Raw genomic sequence first — 15,623 nt, forward strand, 5'->3', positions numbered from 1 at the left:
TATCAATATACATATTTTGTAAAACAAAAAAAGAGACGGTTTCCCGCCTCTTTTTCCTCCACCTTGACTTGCTATTTCTACCATTTCGTTTCCGTTTTGTGTTCAATTATTTGTACGACTTTTGGTTCAACTTCTTTCATCATTTGTTTCAGTAAATCATCGCTGATCGTTACTTTATTTTTTCCATCTTGAAGCTGTCCTTCAGCCTGTGTTCTTGCAATCACATCAATGACTTGTTGTTTCGAGATATTTTTCGAGGCTGCAACCTCCACAACAGATTTTCCTTTTGCTAGTTCTTCTTTTAACTCCGTCGGGCTCATTTTTAGTAGAGCAAACAGTTTTTCATCGTTTATAAAATTATCAGCATAATAATCAGGCTTACCGTCTCTGGAGAAATAACCTTCTACTTCACTGTTTGAAGGTGTAGGCGCTACCGGAGAAAGACTAATTGTATTACCTTGAACAAATGCTTGGTAACCCTCTCCTCCTGATCCCTTCTTGGTGTAATTCAAGATAAATGTTTTTTGATTGGGATTGTCCATTTGCTCCATGGCAACCTCGTAATCTTTGATGTTGCCGTACAATTGATCAATAAGCTGATCTACCTTCCCCTTGATTTCCTGATCGGGTAAAGTAATGAGTGGTTTCTCCTTAGGCTCCCAATTCTCTTGCGTCAGGTCTTGAATCTCATCCGTAATACCGTTTGTATGGAGGGTAATCTTTTTGCCAGTTCCTCCTTTTTCCTGCAAGACGATGCTTAGTTGTACCTTTTTGGTTGAATCATTGGGGTCTCCAAGGTAGCTTGCATGAATAATCTCAAACGATTTTGTTTCGGGAATGGCACGATACAGCTTCTCAAGTGTTGCTTTCCCAGCCTCATCCAGCTTGACTTGTTCAGAAGTCATTGGTGCTCGAGTAAGCATGTCAATCACAACAGGTGCTGCAAATGCTGCGGTTGGAATCAAAATCGCAGCAGCAACAATTCCACCAATTAATCGTTTTTTCATAGTTATTTCGCTCCTTTTTCGTTGCAAATAGTGAGAATAGGATTGTTCTATACGTTTGGAAATGGCCGGCGGGCACTCCATCGTTTCTGCCTCTTCGTGCAGATGTTCACGGATTTTGCGTTCAATAGTCATTGATCTTTTCCATCCTTTCCAGGGGGAGATTCCCTAAGTATTTTCGAAGCGCCTGGAGGCCAGCATGATATCTGGACTTTACTGTACCCAGCGGAATATCAAGCAAAGTCGCAATTTCCTCAAGAGTATAGTCGTGATAAAAGCGGAAGATAATCACTGTCCGCTGTTTGTCGGTCAGTTTTCGTATGGACTGGGATATCATTTGGTTGGTTCCATCCATCAACGCAGTATGTTCATCCAAATAAGACTCTTCGTGGGAGAAGGAACGAATGCGTTCAAAAATGCGGAATCTCCTCCAGCTCTTGACCCGAAATCTCTGCACTTGACGGATTACCAGGCCATGCAGCCAGAACTGGAAAGGACGGTTCGTATCGTAATTAGCAAGTGAGGTCCACATTTGCATATAGATTTCATTCATGACATCTTCCCGATCCTGCTTATGATCCACCAGAAAGGAGACGGTCCGGTATACGTCCTGAAAGGTGGCATCATACACCCTATGAAATGCCTGTTCGTCACCCTCTTTCATTTTTATAAGTAATTGGTACATCTCTTCATTTTCCATTCAGAGGGCCCTCCTGAGTAAGCAACTTACACCCTATATTGTCTCTCGATCGGAAAAAGGTTCGGTTCTCTTCGTATTTTTTTTGCTGTACTGCTACTTCTCACCGCACCACAGTCAGAACTACCCATGTTTGGAAGGGTGATAACCTAATTATGTCGAAACCTAAAATTACAGAAATTACAAAGTAAAGCCGTAAAGTCAGTTCGAAAAATGAAAAGTGGGAGCGTGTAAAATGAATGTAAAAGAAAAGTTGATATTCATAAAAGAAAATGGCTACCAAGCACCACCCGATACATTACCATTCGTATTAGAAATGATAAATGAAATTGGTTCTTTGGATGCCACATTACGTGATGACCTCATTTATACAACCTTATCACATTGGATTCCCGGTAATTCTCTAACTGCAAGCGAACTAGAACAACTGATACCAATCATTCTAGATAAAAACCATTTGCTTTTTAAGGTTGGTGAAACAAATACAGACTCTGTCTTTACCCGTTCTTTCTCTATGCTAGTCATACCACTACTCCTCATGAGGCATAGAGAATCACCCTTTCTCTCCAGAGAGAACATCCATGAGATAAAAGAGAAAGTATTTTTCAGCGTACGAGAAGAGCGAGATTACCGAGGATATGATGAAGAAAAAGGCTGGGCTCATGCCATAGCCCATGCAGCGGATGCATTAGACGATTTAGCTCAATGTTCCGAACTGGATAAAAATGACCTCATCACCATTCTCGATTTGGTTTATGAAAAGATGACCATAACCGATCGAATTTACTCCGATGGGGAAGATGAGAGAATGGTAACAGCCATTGTCAGTGTTATGAATAGAAAAGTACTTAGCCCGAGTTATGTAGAGAAATGGATCCATAGTTTTGGTGATGTGGATAAGAGTTCCGAATTTCTTCCTGCCTTTAAACAAAAAATCAATATAAAGAATTTTTTGAAAAGCTTGTACTTCCGCTTGAAATTCTACAAAGGAAATGCCGATCTCTGCCCAACCATCGAGCAGACATTATATAAAATAGAAAAAGTATACTATTCCTGATATCGGAATGAAACGAATACAAAAACAAAAAAGAGGCGGTTCTCCCGCCTCTTCTCCATTCATATCTCATCAAATATACTAATCATTTAATCCCTTTCCCTCGAGAATTTGGGGGATACATTTTTCAACCCTTGACTCTCGCGTTTTGGCTTGCTTGGGTGCGGAAAAATGAAGAAGGTATGCTCTTTGCCGTCCCGGAGTCAATGCTTCAAAAGCAGTTTTCAAGGCAGGGATTTCATCCAATTTATTTTGAAATTCTTCAGGAACGTTGTATTCTTCATGCTTTTTAAAGTCCACTTCCAAACCGGCTTTTTCAACTTCGATGGCTTCCTGAATATAGGCCTTCAAAATAGATTCCATTTCCATGATTTCGTCCACATTGGTGAACCGGATCTGGCGCGCAGACTGTACATTCTCCGTTTGTTGGATGAGAATCCCATTTGGATCTTTTAACAAGGCACCTTTTTGAAACAGTAGCGCACAATATTCTTTAAATCCATGTATTAAAACGATGTTTTTTTTCTCAAACGTGTAACAAGGATGCATCCACTTAAAATCTTCGGTCAACTCGCAGTCAAGAACAATACTTCTGAGCTTCTCGTATTCTGCCTTCCACTTTTTCGCCTTGCTTAAAAATTCATCAACCTTAGGATTCGTTTTACTTGTTGTCATCAAGGAACACCCCTCTTCTAGTTGGTGTCATGTCAATTTTTAGTTTTGCATTATGGTATTTGTATTATTCTATCATCATGTATTCAGGTTCCTTCTTTTAAAGAAAAAGCTTTAGAAGAGTGAGCGAGGACTTTCCTGCTCAAATGATGAGACTGCTTGTCCAAAAGAAACATCCATGCCATAGGGAATTTAGGTGAGTCTAACTACATGATGGTAACGGGTTTTGTCCAAAGGGCAAAAACCCGTTTTCTTTTTACTCGCAAGTGACCATCATCATTTGACTAATTTTATTGTGGTAGTGGGAAAACTAACGGGAAATGGCAGATAAGGGGAATACACATGATCTCAGAATTCAAGCGATTTTTGCTCGGTAGACCTATGAAATCAAGTGAACTTGCCGAAGAAAAGTTAAATAAAGTAAAAGCTTTGGCGGTTCTTTCATCTGATGCTCTATCTTCTGTCGCTTACGGAACAGAACAGATTCTTCTCGTGTTAATTACTTTGGGTGCAGTAGCGATGTGGTACTCTCTTCCCATCTCCATTGCGGTTGTTGGTCTTTTAACCATACTCATTTTGTCTTACCGCCAAACCATCTTTGCTTATACAACTGGTGGTGGAGCATACATTGTCGCAAAGGACAATTTAGGAACCACTACTGGACTGGTTGCAGGTGGCTCTTTGCTCGTGGACTACATTTTAACGGTTGCTGTTAGTACGTCTGCTTCTACGGACGCTATTACTTCGGCATTTCCAATGCTACATGAACATCGCGTTCTTATTGCTCTGTTCATGATTGCCATCGTAACGGTATTAAATTTACGTGGAATTACAGAATCGGCAACGATTTTAATGTACCCTGTTTATTTGTTTGTTGTCGCTATTCTCGTCTTAATTATTGGCGGCGGATATCAATGGATGGTGGGAAATGTGCAAGCCCATCCCCCAGCATATGGGGCAGTTGTTCCAGGTATATCTATATTTTTTCTATTGAGAGCATTTAGTTCAGGGTGTTCAGCATTAACAGGGGTAGAAGCCGTATCCAATGCCATTCCCAACTTCAGGGACCCCGCACCGAAAAATGCAGCACTAACGCTTATCATGATGGGACTTATCCTCGGTGTTATGTTCATGGGCATTAGCCTGTTGGCTTATTTGTATGGTATTTCACCGACCCCAAAGGAAACGGTGGTATCTCAAATCGCTTCTACTGTTTTTGGACGAGGGATCATGTATTACTCGATTCAAGCTGTTACAGCACTTATTTTATTCCTGGCCGCTAATACTGCTTTTGCAGCCTTTCCTTTACTCGCCTTTATGTTAGCCAAGGACAGATTTATGCCAAATATGTTTATGGTTCGAGGAGATCGTCTTGGTTTTTCAAACGGGATTATTTTCTTGGCTATTCTTTCAGCAGTATTAGTGATTGCATTTAAAGGAGAAACGGAAAACTTAATCCCTTTATATGCGCTTGGTGTTTTTATACCGTTTACCTTGTCACAAGCTGGAATGATGAAACGATGGATTTCCAAAAAGCCCCGAGGTTGGCTCACACCTTTTGTTATTAATACGTTGGGAATGCTAACGACCCTTACCATTTGCCTGATCTTTTTCATTACAAAAATCTCGCAGGTATGGCCGATTTTTGTGTTCCTTCCTATCGTCATTTTCATCTTCAGGAAGATAAATCAGCATTATAGAGATTTGGCAAATGAGTTACGCCTTGATATGGAAACAGACAAACCCGAACCAAAAGGGAGTGTTATCGTTATTCCTGTGGCTGGGATTTCGCAGGTGGTGAAAAACACCATTAGTTATGCGCAATCCTTGTCAGACGACATTGTCGCTGTCTACGTCGGATTCAGTGATGAAGACATGAAAAAAATGGAGGAAAAATGGGAACTCTGGAATCCCGGCGTGCGTTTGATTGTCCTGCGTTCCCATTATCGCAGTATCATAAGACCTTTGTTTAAGTTTATTGACACGGTTGAGTGGAAAAAGGCAGAAACGGATCATGTTACTGTCATGATTCCACAGTTTATTACCAAGCGGTGGTGGCATAACTTACTTCATAACCAAACGAGTTTATTAATCCGCGCGTATTTATTCGCCCGCCAGGATGTAAAAATTGCTACGGTTCCATACCGATTAAAGAAATGAAGCAATATCCATTAAGCCATAAACAAACGAAGAAAACCCGTCCCTTTGTAAGGAAACGGGTTCCATCATTTTTGATTATCTTGATCATCACGACGATGATTTAAATCCAGTATGAGCCTAAAATTAGATTGAAAGACAACCCAATCATACACTTTTTTTACGCGAATGATTTCTGGCTGAATACTGTTGGAGACCCCAGAAGTGACGGTTACAACAAAGCTGCAAGAGGCCGTATTTCCTGACTGATCCCTGGCTGTACAGGTAAGCATCGTCATTCCTACAGGAAAGTCCATGGTAAAAGTTGCAACTGCAATGGGGGCAGGAGGAGAAAAGGACCGTGTGATCCCATGACAGGTAATAGAGGTCACCCCACAAGTATCAGTGGCAGTGACTTCATAGGTAACCGTAGCGGAAGTTTGCCCGGGTAAAACAGGGATTGTAATATCCTCAGGGCAAGTGATGGTTGGAGGCTCGTCAATAACCGTGATGGTAAATGAACATACTTCCGTATTCCCAAATATATCTTGTGCCGTACAGGTGACAACAGTATCTCCCACTGGGAAAAGCGAGCCAGAAGGCGGAGAACAGGTAACAGTGACTCCGGGGCAGGTGGCAACAGGTGTTGGATAGTTTACAATAGGGCAGGGTACGACCATGTCAGGTGGGCAGGTTGGTGGCTGCACGCATCCATTGAGCAAAACAGAAACATTGCTCGAATCCTCGTTTGCAGTAGCGATGTCAACTCTACCGTCTCCGTTAAAATCAGCTACTGTAATGCTGAAAGGACCTGCTCCTGTAGGAAACTGAAAGGGAGTCGAGAACCCTCCTGACCCGTTGTTTATGAGAATAGAAACGTTATCAGAACCTGCATTTGGGGTAGCCAAATCAATGACTCCATCACAATTAAAGTCAGCCGCTGTTATATCAAAAGGAAATGCATTAGCGCCCAAGGTAAAGGGACTTCCTGCTGCTTCTGTAAAAGAACCGAATTTATCGTTTAGAAAAACGGTTACATTACTCGTTGCGTTATTTGCGACAGCAATATCAATAAACCCATCACCATTTAAGTCAGCAGATACAAGGCTACTGGGGGATGTGCCGCCGGGAAGTACAGAGAAACTCACTCCAGGAGTTTGAAACGTACCGTTTCCATTCCCTCTAAAAACTGTTACATCATTGGTGTCTCGATTGGCAGTGGCCAGATCAAGGCGTCCATCTCCATTAAAGTCAGCCGCAACAATATCAGTTGGGGCCAATCCTGGGTTCGTGTCAAAAGGACTCCCTGCCGCCATACTAAATACACCCGATCCATCATTCAACAAGACAGTAATAGAACTAGTTCCTGCAAGTTGGCCCCTATTTGCTATAGCTAAGTCCAAACCATTCACACCATCAAAGTCCCCTACAGCAATCGCAAAAGATTCGGAAACAGCAGGAAACACACCGGTACTATAGGCTACAGGTGCAGCAAAAGTGCCATCCCCCATATTTAAAAGGATAAAAACTCGGTTATTGGAAGATTGATCTGTAACAGCCAAATCGATAGAACCATCTTCATTTAAATCAGCTGCTACAATTTGCCCTAATAAAGACCCGGGAAACAAAGTACTGAAGGGGATCGTTTGTGATACGGAAAATACGCCGGACCCATTGTTCAGAAGAATGGAAACATCATTGGACCCACTATCCACTACGGCCAAGTCTATGCGACCGTCTCTGTTAAAATCGGCAGAAGTAATGCTGGAAGGCGATGTTCCTCCCGTATTATATTCGACTGCGGGCTGAAAAAATGGGCAGGCCAAATTGGATTCACCCTTTCTTACAGGAATTCAGGCAGCAATTCCCTGCATCCTATGCAAATGCCTTTGATCATGATATGGCTGTTTAGGCATGAAGGTGAATCCACTAAAAAAAAAAAAATGAAGAGGCGGTTTCCCGCCCCTCTTCATGTATGATCAATCCCAAGCAAACCTTTGCTCTTTCCAGGGATCACCGTACATATTCTTATGTAACCATTAAGTGATTATAAATCGTGTAAACCCGTCTTATCAAAATAGGGACGGGTTCACTACCTCCTCAATAAAATCGGCAGCGTTCATTGCTACTTTTCTAGGATAACTATTGAACCTGTCACTTAACGAAAAATAGCTTACATCAAAAAAAATTGATTTAATCATTGCATCTTCTTGGCAATCATGCATATAATAAATGCATCAAGAAAAATTGATGAATGAGGTTGTAATCCATGAATGACATCAAGCATAAGTTGGAGCTATATGAGAAAAAATTCAAAGCTCTCGCCGATCAGAAACGTTTAGAAATTATGTATGAGCTTTGCCAGAGAGGTAAAACATGCGTATGTGACCTTACCGAGGTTTTTGACATGCCTCAATCTAAATTATCGTATCATCTCAAGATATTACTGGAGGCCAACCTGATTATCAAAGAGACAAAAGGTACCTGGAGTTACTACGATTTGAATGATGATGAAGTGAATCACCTCTTATCGGAAGAGCTTTGTTGTATCTTTAGGAAAACAGGCAAAGGTAGCTGCTGCTAAATTTTTTTAGACCTTACATCAATTTTTTTTGATTAATAGCTTTTAAATTAAAGGAGGCTTAATGAAATGAAGTATGTACATGTTGGCGTTAACGTTACCAATCTGGAGAAATCTATTGAGTTTTATCAGAAGGTTTTTGGTGTCAATCCTGTAAAGGTAAAACCTGATTATGCTAAGTTCTTGCTTGAAACCCCAAGACTGAACTTTACATTGAATGTTCGAGATGCTGTAAGTGGAAATCAAGTTAACCACTTCGGATTCCAGGTTGAAAGTGCAAATGAAATCCTTACTCATAAGGAAAGACTAGAAAAAGAAGGCTTTTTCGCTCGTGACGAAATGGATACGACATGTTGTTATGCTGTGCAGGATAAATTTTGGGTTACTGATCCAGATGGTAATGAGTGGGAATTTTTCTACACAAAGTCTGACAGTGACGTTCATAAAATCGAGTCCGCATCCTGCTGCGTAGATTCAAAAACAGAAGCAACCAATTCTTGCTGCTAAGACAAAGTGGGAGGCTCAATGAAACAATTATCATTTTTAGATCGCTTCTTGACCCTTTGGATATTCCTTGCTATGGCAATAGGGATTATTATCGGAACTTTCTTTCCTACTTTCACAAATGGATTAAATAGCTTACAAATTGGTACAACATCTATACCACTTGCCATAGGCTTAATCCTGATGATGTACCCCCCTTTAGCAAAAGTTAGATATGAAGAAATAGGACGTGTATTTAAAGACCTTAAGGTTCTTGTACTATCCCTTATTCAAAACTGGGTTATAGGCCCGGTTTTGATGTTTTTATTAGCCATCATTTTCTTGCCAGATAAACCAGAATACATGGTTGGGCTGATCATGATTGGATTGGCACGATGTATCGCTATGGTGATCGTGTGGAATGACCTCGCAAAAGGAGATACAGAATATGCTGCGGGGCTAGTAGCTTTCAATTCTGTGTTTCAGATGCTTTTCTTTTCAGTATATGCCTATGTCTTTGTCACCGTAATTCCGGAATGGCTTGGGATTCAAGGTGCCGTCATTAGCATTACGATGGCGGAAGTGGCAAAATCGGTGTTTATTTACCTGGGTATTCCTTTTCTTGCAGGTATGCTGACACGCTTTACTTTTGTAAAAGTGAAAGGCAGACATTGGTATGAGAAAGTGTTCATCCCAAAAATTAGCCCTATGACTCTGATTGCCTTACTCTTTACCATCATTGTCATGTTCTCAACACAAGGAGAAAACATCGTAAGTGTTCCTCTTGATGTTGTTCGCATCGCCATTCCACTTCTCATCTATTTCATCCTCATGTTCTTTATCTCTTTCTATATGGGGAAAAAGATTGGAGCAAATTATCCCGTTACTACGACGCTTGCTTTCACAGCAGGCAGTAATAACTTTGAATTAGCTATCGCTGTGGCAGTCGGAGTGTTTGGGATTCATTCAGGTGCCGCCTTTGCAGCCGTCATCGGTCCTCTTGTTGAAGTACCTGTGATGATTGCATTGGTTCATGTAGCTTTATGGTTCAAGCGCAAGTATTTTTCCAGCATTTCCTAATTGAAGCTGAAAAGGTGTGTACATCATGGAAAACAAAAAAACAATCTACTTTTTATGTACTGGAAATTCTTGCCGAAGCCAAATGGCGGAAGCATGGGGAAAGAAATACTTGGGCAACGCGTGGAATGTTTTCTCTGCTGGAATTGAAGCCCATGGTGTCAATCCAAATGCCATTCAAGCGATGAAAGAAGTTGGCATAGACATTTCCAGTCAAACATCTGATGTCATTGACCCTGATATATTGAACAATGCGGATCTCGTCGTGACATTATGCAGCCATGCAGATTCCGTTTGTCCAACCACTCCTTCTCATGTAAAACGTGTCCATTGGGGATTTGATGATCCCGCTGGTAAAGAATGGTCTGAGTTTCAACGAGTTCGTGATGAAATCGGTGTACGAATTAAGAGATTCGCAGATATAGGAGAATAAAATATGAAAACCCGTCTCCTTAAAACAGGGACGGGTTTGTTATTCAACTCTTAAGTATATGGCTATAAAAAACCAAACATAAGACTACATTTCCCATTCTCAGTCTTGGTAAGATTTATACATTACTTAAAAGGGAGTTGTAGAATTTGAAACAATTAAGACCGCTTATAACACTACTATTAGTCACATTATTATCCACACTTCTCGTTTCAGTAGTAGCTGCTGCACCGATATCATTATTAAGTGGTAAAACTCTGAAAACCGGTTCTAGTCCAACCAATTTTCACGGCGAAACTAATCTTGTCACCGACTCAGATTTGAGTACTGGAGTAACGTTGCAAGCAGGAGTGAATAATACATCTATAACTGATTCAATAACTTATCACTTTTCGTCCGAACAAACAATTGATAGCTTTAAGGTCATCATCGATGGTCACGTTGATCAACGCTTTTCTGTAACTTTCAACGACGTAAACGGAAAGTATATAGCTGGCTACTACATTACAGATCTAGTAGGGGAAAATGGGATTTATAAATTACCTACAAGATTAACAGGTGTAGGAATGGTTGTTTTTTTTAATAATCACACCGCTCCTCAACACGTTTTAGAAGTTGATTTATATGTCAATGAAGATACTCCAACCGATCCAGAGCCAGAACCTGAACCAGAACCGACAGGTGATAACGCACTTCTTGTTATCAAGATGATCAGTGGTCTTGAGAAAGAGTTCGATTTAACAGCATCCGAAGTTCAAGACTTCATCGACTGGTACAATGACCGTGCAGATGGACGTGGAAAAGAAACGTATATGTTCGATAAAGACTTTAATAAAGGACCGTTTACTTCACGAAAAGATTATGTAGCATTTAGCAAGATCCAATCCTTTGAAGTGATGGAATATACCAAATAACACATCGAGGCACCTTCCCGATAATGAGAAGGTGCCTCAAATTTAAGAAGCTGGTCTATGCTGTCAGGATAAAATCCACGAATACAGGTGAACGAAGCATTCCGCTCTTTGTCCAGTTCCGAAATTTCACCTTTGCTTTTATCTGCGGCTGAATGTAAACGTGGTCCCGATCCTCGCCAGTAATCAACTGTTTTGCCACTCCATAGAACGCCTGCTTATGAGTAGGTGGAACTCCAAGTTCAATCACGCCTGCTGGTCTGCCATTAAAGTGTGCAAGCCATCCGAAATCACCTTTTCGCCAGCCAGCAATATGGACATCAGCATACGAATAATTAATGACCTTTATAAAATCGTCAGTTCGTTTGTCCGAGTGGTATCGCCCGTCCTTGAGCTTGGCGACTATGCCCTCCATGTTTCTAGCAACAATTGCGTCCCATAAGTCCTCGCCTCGACCGTTGATGTACGCAATTTTACTCATGGTTGGAGTGTCCGCTATTGCCCGGTCCAGGACGGCTTTACGCTCCATTAGAGTCAATCCTCTAAGGTCAGCTCCATCATAATGTAGGATATCGAACACGACGTAAGATATCGGTAGCTGCGATCGCTTCGACTGGAATCGCGACATCGTTAATTCAAAGTCAGGAATTCCCGTGTTCGGGTCCATTACTGCGAGTTCGCCGTCCAGGATCATGTCGGGACCGTCTGTAATGAGTTCGGGGTACTTCGCAGTCACGTCGTTATTGTGACGTGTAAATAGGCGTGTGACTCCGTTACTTCGTGTCAGAATCAATCTATGACCATCGATCTTCGGCTCATAAATATATCGTCCGTCCAAAAATGGTTTATCTGCCTGTTGGTAGCCTTGCGTGATCTGCGCGGGCTGCTTTTGTTTTTGTATACAAAAAGTCGCCCTGGATCTCGCACGTTGCTTGGATTTTGTATACAAAATCCAAGCTTCAGCCAGCTACCACGTTGATGAATTGTATACGCTACGATTGATGATCCGCTACCAAAACTTGATTACTACCTGAACGCTGTTACATGTGAAAACCACTTCGTAAGTCTCAATATAATTTGAATTATCAAAAAAGGGTTGATCTATTATACATAAAATGGTATTTTTGACAGGGGGTGTGATATTCATGAAAACACTATTACCAAGCATACTTCTTAGTTTATTGTCGTTCCCGCTTGCAGTTTTTTTAAGGTTGCTATATTTCAATATCCTTCCGCCATATGGCAGTGGTGATATTGCGCTATTGTCGTGCGTTATTTCTATTAATGTTATTTCGCTAATCCTTGGTATTAAAGCAGTAATAACTAATAAACAAGAAAAATAGGAGGTAATACTAGTGAAAAAAGTATTCCAAAGATTGTTTTCGAGTGCCTTGGTTCTAAGTTTTTGCCTTTCAATTCCTTTTGCAGCCAACGCTACATCATTGTCTGCCGTACAAGAACCAGTAAGTGAAAAAGATGTCCTTTTCACAGTAGAAGTTAATTCTGAAGAAGAGTTAAATGATTTCTTAGCAGACCTTGCTGCTCACAATAAAAAAGCAAAGGAATTATGGGCGCAAGCATTAGCAGAGTCTAATTACAAAATAGAAAAAATTGAAAGTATAGAAAAAAGCGAGATAGCTCCTATGGCTATTGAAACAAGCACGGCAGCTACAGATGTGAAATTTGGTAATTTAACTGGTTACCTCGGTGCATATGTTTCTTATGACAAAGTAGAGAGAAAATTCGGAACGGTCAATGGTTTTTATATGTATGGTTTGGATAGTGACACTGCTGTTTCAAATGTAAACTATGAGTCCACAAAAATTGATAACGATAGGACATTGGCAGTTAATTCTACTAGTTTAATTGGTGTTAGAAATGGTGCCGGCGGTATGTCTTATTTTCCCTATGAAGCATATATCGAATTTTACACTGATGGTACTGGGAATTTCTATTGATATTTGAATGAGATGTAAAAAAGTCCGGTAACACTGGACTTTTTTGCATTTAACGGTAGCTTTATGGGTCTTCCCTGGATTTAGAGTCCGATCTGTACAAGTGTTCAAAGGAAATAGATTGTTATGGCAGCACCAATACAAAAAAGTTAACAATAAGCCCGATTTGTGGGATTATTGTTTGTAAAAACGAAATTGTATACGTGAAGTCATTCCTGATTTGGATAGCCATTCATCGGGAATATAAATTCCATATAGCATCACCGCTATAATTGTATCAATCCCAAAAGAGACATGCGCTGGTAATTACTTCGCTTGCTGCTTTGCGTCGTACAGATAATTATTAAGTCGTACCTGGCATTCAGCTTTTAAATGCGACACGTTATAGAGGCATTCTTCTTGTCGGCCACGTACAGATACAACTACAGAGTATAGAAAACCATCAGTTGTTCTTTGGATATGAATTTTCCCACCCATCCTCCCAAACTGGCTACGATATTCGTGGTGTTTTCGCTCTGCCCACATTGATACTGTATCGAACATTGGGCGGTATGACATTTTGAGCTGATCCTGATTAAGGCTTTCTGCATCAAGGGCGATAGCCTTAAAAAGCATACCATACAAGATCGTTTCGTGTAGTATCTCTCGCCATTGGTCAGGTTGTATCATTGTCGCTACACCCGCTCTACCTGCAGCATTTTTTCCAAGGGCACCCACCATACGCCATCAACACAAACAAGTTTAAATTTACGGTCATCCTGGTTAATGTCTTTGACTACACCCCACTCCCTACGGATACAGTCCTCATGCCAACTAACATTGATCGCATAGTCTTTTCGAACAGAGTCATAAATAACTACGTACAATTCAGCCATCAAATCTGCATCAATCGGTAGCAACGGAGTCACCACAGGCTCATAGTGATGTTCATAAAGCAAACTCATTTGTAGTCTCCTCCACTAATCCAGCCTCGATCAGATCCCGGAGAATGTCAGGGGCGTATCCTGGACATGATCCAGAACGGATTTTACTCATTATGACGAGATGACTGTTGGTTAAAACGGGAACAGCTTGGAGTTGACCATCAATTACAGCGTTGATTCTTTCCACTGGAACCACCCCTTACCGGAACGTTTGTTCGTATTATATACGAACGTGAGGGGAACGTGCAAATAAAAAAACTCCACGAGAAAAAGTGGAGTTTTATCACGAGACATTTTAATTTAATCGAGATTTCTGAAGTAATGCTGGTTTAACTCAGATTGAAAATAGTGTTTTCTCTTTAACCAAATAAATCCATCGCCTTTTGAAATAATTGCCACATCAATTGGGCCGCCAACAGTCTCTGCATCTCTAGTCATTCTTCTCTTAAATGATGTTAGATTAATGAGGGATTCAGCCATATTTCCAAGTTCCTCAAGTGGTAATTTTTCTACTATATCTAGGATCGGATCGATATAATTTTCTCGTTGAAACTGCCTCATATGCTGAAGGTATGACGTATAAATAGAGCGGCTAGCCTCTATTAAATTTTCCTTAAGAGTCCCTTTAATCCTCTCATCTATATCATCGAGGAGTTCCCCTATTATAATTTCTGGATAAAAATCAAATATTTGCTCTAAACGATCATTAAAAGCTAAATTCAAATCTGGGTCAATTCCCTCGATGAATGTATAAACCATCTCACTCTGAGCAAAAGGTAAAATACTTGCTGTGTAATTATGATCAATTTCCTTTCTTCCATGTAAAATGTACTTTAATTTGTTATTAATTACACCTTCAAAGTTATACGAACATATTGCTGGAAATAATTCATTTGATCCAAAGCCAGCAAAAACAACGCCAGTAGAAATGTCATTAAAAATAAACTTCATCATAAGCCATGAAGAAGTCATCTTCAATTTTTTTATACAAGATTTATTTAATGGAATTTCATCAAAATGTTTTTCTAGCAATCTAGAAATATAGTCATCATAATCATTTAATACTTTTTTCGAGGAATTGTGATTAAAATTTGGTAAGAACTCTTCCGCCTTCCACTTCCGATAAAACCCATCAATGATGCTATTAATAATTTTATTTTTTTCCGCCTTTGTTCTTTCAACCTCTTTCTCTATCTCCTTTTTAATACTTAATGAAATATCATTGAATATTTCATCTATAACCCTAATGACATACAGATCCTGTTGTTCTTCTGAAAAGTATGCTAAGCAATTTGTTTCCAAGAACTCAATAAAACTAGTGCTATACTCAAATAATGTATCAAATTGCTTATCCTTTAGTTTAGACCTATAGACTTTAATTAACGTTTCCCACGGAATTTCCATAAACTCTGCATTGCCATATACCATTATCCCTACTGGATGATGTTTTGAAAGGGCGAACAGTTTATTAGCTGAATTGTATATTTTCTCTCCATTGCTAGTCGTGAGTGTTACAGCACTATCCGTAGCCAATGCAATAGCTAACTTATTCATTATTGCTATTTGAGCAGTCATGTAAATATCTCCCATAAGAAATTAGTTCCTTTTCCCTAGGAAATTCCCCATAGACTACATATTTTCCTTTAAGCAATTTTAAAAATATTGTATTAAATTAACCACTGTTTCCCTTTATCTGTTTT

Annotated in this window: 17 protein-coding genes; 9 read left to right on the forward strand and 8 right to left on the reverse strand. The window is 40.1% G+C overall.

Annotated elements, in window-relative coordinates; genetic code table 11:
• Positions 1-77: 77 nt before the first annotated feature.
• Positions 78-1,139 carry a hypothetical protein gene (locus tag HP568_RS10855; protein WP_173629075.1) on the reverse strand — a complete coding sequence of 354 codons (1,062 nt, stop codon included), beginning with the start codon at positions 1,137-1,139 and terminating at the stop codon, positions 78-80.
• Complete coding sequence (locus tag HP568_RS10860) at positions 1,129-1,704, reverse strand: sigma-70 family RNA polymerase sigma factor (protein ID WP_048034500.1); 576 nt, start codon at positions 1,702-1,704, stop codon at positions 1,129-1,131. Before HP568_RS10860 ends, HP568_RS10855 begins: the two co-directional genes overlap by 11 nt.
• A 232-nt stretch (positions 1,705-1,936) precedes the next feature.
• On the opposite strand from HP568_RS10860, the gene HP568_RS10865 reads away from it, so the two are divergent.
• Positions 1,937-2,758, forward strand: a complete 822-nt coding sequence (locus HP568_RS10865; protein ID WP_048034501.1) for a DUF2785 domain-containing protein — start codon at positions 1,937-1,939, stop codon at positions 2,756-2,758.
• Between the two features lie 78 nt (positions 2,759-2,836).
• On the opposite strand, the gene HP568_RS10870 is transcribed toward HP568_RS10865, so the two are convergent.
• On the reverse strand, positions 2,837-3,430 hold the full coding sequence (locus tag HP568_RS10870; protein WP_173629076.1) for a YdeI/OmpD-associated family protein: 594 nt from the start codon (positions 3,428-3,430) through the stop codon (positions 2,837-2,839).
• Positions 3,431-3,769: 339 nt separating this feature from the next.
• On the opposite strand from HP568_RS10870, the gene HP568_RS10875 reads away from it, so the two are divergent.
• On the forward strand, positions 3,770-5,587 hold the full coding sequence (locus HP568_RS10875; protein ID WP_048034503.1) for an APC family permease: 1,818 nt from the start codon (positions 3,770-3,772) through the stop codon (positions 5,585-5,587).
• A 65-nt stretch (positions 5,588-5,652) separates the two neighbouring features.
• On the opposite strand, the gene HP568_RS10880 is transcribed toward HP568_RS10875, so the two are convergent.
• On the reverse strand, positions 5,653-7,389 hold the full coding sequence (locus HP568_RS10880) for an FG-GAP-like repeat-containing protein (RefSeq protein WP_256434919.1): 1,737 nt from the start codon (positions 7,387-7,389) through the stop codon (positions 5,653-5,655).
• A gap of 443 nt (positions 7,390-7,832) precedes the next feature.
• On the opposite strand from HP568_RS10880, the gene arsR reads away from it, so the two are divergent.
• The 5 genes from arsR to HP568_RS29735 all read left to right on the forward strand — a co-directional run bounded on the left by arsR (position 7,833) and on the right by HP568_RS29735 (position 11,048).
• Positions 7,833-8,147, forward strand: coding sequence for an arsenical resistance operon transcriptional regulator ArsR (gene arsR / locus HP568_RS10885; RefSeq protein ID WP_173629077.1), 315 nt, complete (start codon positions 7,833-7,835; stop codon positions 8,145-8,147).
• Between the two features lie 66 nt (positions 8,148-8,213).
• Positions 8,214-8,651 carry an ArsI/CadI family heavy metal resistance metalloenzyme gene (locus HP568_RS10890; protein WP_173629078.1) on the forward strand — a complete coding sequence of 146 codons (438 nt, stop codon included), beginning with the start codon at positions 8,214-8,216 and terminating at the stop codon, positions 8,649-8,651.
• Between the two features lie 18 nt (positions 8,652-8,669).
• Positions 8,670-9,707, forward strand: coding sequence for an ACR3 family arsenite efflux transporter (gene arsB / locus HP568_RS10895; RefSeq protein WP_173629079.1), 1,038 nt, complete (start codon positions 8,670-8,672; stop codon positions 9,705-9,707).
• 25 nt (positions 9,708-9,732) lie between these two features.
• A complete protein-coding gene (arsC, locus tag HP568_RS10900; RefSeq protein WP_173629080.1) occupies positions 9,733-10,137 on the forward strand; it encodes an arsenate reductase (thioredoxin) in 405 nt (134 codons plus the stop codon).
• A gap of 146 nt (positions 10,138-10,283) precedes the next feature.
• Positions 10,284-11,048: a hypothetical protein gene (locus HP568_RS29735; protein ID WP_254551134.1), complete on the forward strand. Its 765-nt coding sequence runs from the start codon at positions 10,284-10,286 to the stop codon at positions 11,046-11,048.
• A 55-nt stretch (positions 11,049-11,103) separates the two neighbouring features.
• Here HP568_RS29735 and HP568_RS10910 read toward each other — a convergent pair whose 3' ends face one another.
• Positions 11,104-11,919, reverse strand: a complete 816-nt coding sequence (locus HP568_RS10910) for an ATP-dependent DNA ligase (RefSeq protein WP_173629118.1) — start codon at positions 11,917-11,919, stop codon at positions 11,104-11,106.
• 271 nt (positions 11,920-12,190) lie between these two features.
• Here HP568_RS10910 and HP568_RS10915 point away from each other — a divergent pair, with 271 nt between their 5' ends.
• Together HP568_RS10915 and HP568_RS10920 are read left to right on the forward strand one after the other, a co-directional pair.
• Positions 12,191-12,388: a hypothetical protein gene (locus HP568_RS10915; protein WP_173629081.1), complete on the forward strand. Its 198-nt coding sequence runs from the start codon at positions 12,191-12,193 to the stop codon at positions 12,386-12,388.
• A 12-nt stretch (positions 12,389-12,400) separates the two neighbouring features.
• Positions 12,401-13,003: a hypothetical protein gene (locus tag HP568_RS10920; RefSeq protein ID WP_173629082.1), complete on the forward strand. Its 603-nt coding sequence runs from the start codon at positions 12,401-12,403 to the stop codon at positions 13,001-13,003.
• 303 nt (positions 13,004-13,306) lie between these two features.
• Here the strand turns inward: HP568_RS10920 and HP568_RS10925 are convergent, their stop codons facing one another.
• The 3 genes from HP568_RS10925 to HP568_RS10935 all read right to left on the reverse strand — a co-directional run bounded on the left by HP568_RS10925 (position 13,307) and on the right by HP568_RS10935 (position 15,498).
• Complete coding sequence (locus HP568_RS10925) at positions 13,307-13,669, reverse strand: YhjD family protein (RefSeq protein ID WP_173629083.1); 363 nt, start codon at positions 13,667-13,669, stop codon at positions 13,307-13,309.
• A 5-nt stretch (positions 13,670-13,674) separates the two neighbouring features.
• Positions 13,675-13,944, reverse strand: coding sequence for a hypothetical protein (locus HP568_RS10930; RefSeq protein WP_173629084.1), 270 nt, complete (start codon positions 13,942-13,944; stop codon positions 13,675-13,677).
• A gap of 279 nt (positions 13,945-14,223) precedes the next feature.
• Positions 14,224-15,498, reverse strand: a complete 1,275-nt coding sequence (locus HP568_RS10935) for a hypothetical protein (RefSeq protein WP_173629085.1) — start codon at positions 15,496-15,498, stop codon at positions 14,224-14,226.
• Positions 15,499-15,623 lie beyond the last annotated feature (125 nt).

Source organism: Brevibacillus sp. MS2.2 (assembly GCF_013284345.1).
GTDB lineage: Bacteria > Bacillota > Bacilli > Brevibacillales > Brevibacillaceae > Brevibacillus > Brevibacillus brevis_C.

What these genes read in the sequence shown, in the direction of transcription:
- HP568_RS10855 (WP_173629075.1), bottom strand. Translation starts at nt 1,139, where the DNA reads ATGACTATTGAACGCAAAATCCGTGAACATCTGCACGAAGAGGCAGAA.
- HP568_RS10860 (WP_048034500.1), bottom strand. Translation starts at nt 1,704, where the DNA reads ATGGAAAATGAAGAGATGTACCAATTACTTATAAAAATGAAAGAGGGT.
- HP568_RS10865 (WP_048034501.1), top strand. Translation starts at nt 1,937, where the DNA reads ATGAATGTAAAAGAAAAGTTGATATTCATAAAAGAAAATGGCTACCAA.
- HP568_RS10870 (WP_173629076.1), bottom strand. Translation starts at nt 3,430, where the DNA reads ATGACAACAAGTAAAACGAATCCTAAGGTTGATGAATTTTTAAGCAAG.
- HP568_RS10875 (WP_048034503.1), top strand. Translation starts at nt 3,770, where the DNA reads ATGATCTCAGAATTCAAGCGATTTTTGCTCGGTAGACCTATGAAATCA.
- arsR (WP_173629077.1), top strand. Translation starts at nt 7,833, where the DNA reads ATGAATGACATCAAGCATAAGTTGGAGCTATATGAGAAAAAATTCAAA.
- HP568_RS10890 (WP_173629078.1), top strand. Translation starts at nt 8,214, where the DNA reads ATGAAGTATGTACATGTTGGCGTTAACGTTACCAATCTGGAGAAATCT.
- arsB (WP_173629079.1), top strand. Translation starts at nt 8,670, where the DNA reads ATGAAACAATTATCATTTTTAGATCGCTTCTTGACCCTTTGGATATTC.
- arsC (WP_173629080.1), top strand. Translation starts at nt 9,733, where the DNA reads ATGGAAAACAAAAAAACAATCTACTTTTTATGTACTGGAAATTCTTGC.
- HP568_RS10915 (WP_173629081.1), top strand. Translation starts at nt 12,191, where the DNA reads ATGAAAACACTATTACCAAGCATACTTCTTAGTTTATTGTCGTTCCCG.
- HP568_RS10925 (WP_173629083.1), bottom strand. Translation starts at nt 13,669, where the DNA reads ATGATACAACCTGACCAATGGCGAGAGATACTACACGAAACGATCTTG.
- HP568_RS10930 (WP_173629084.1), bottom strand. Translation starts at nt 13,944, where the DNA reads ATGAGTTTGCTTTATGAACATCACTATGAGCCTGTGGTGACTCCGTTG.
- HP568_RS10935 (WP_173629085.1), bottom strand. Translation starts at nt 15,498, where the DNA reads ATGACTGCTCAAATAGCAATAATGAATAAGTTAGCTATTGCATTGGCT.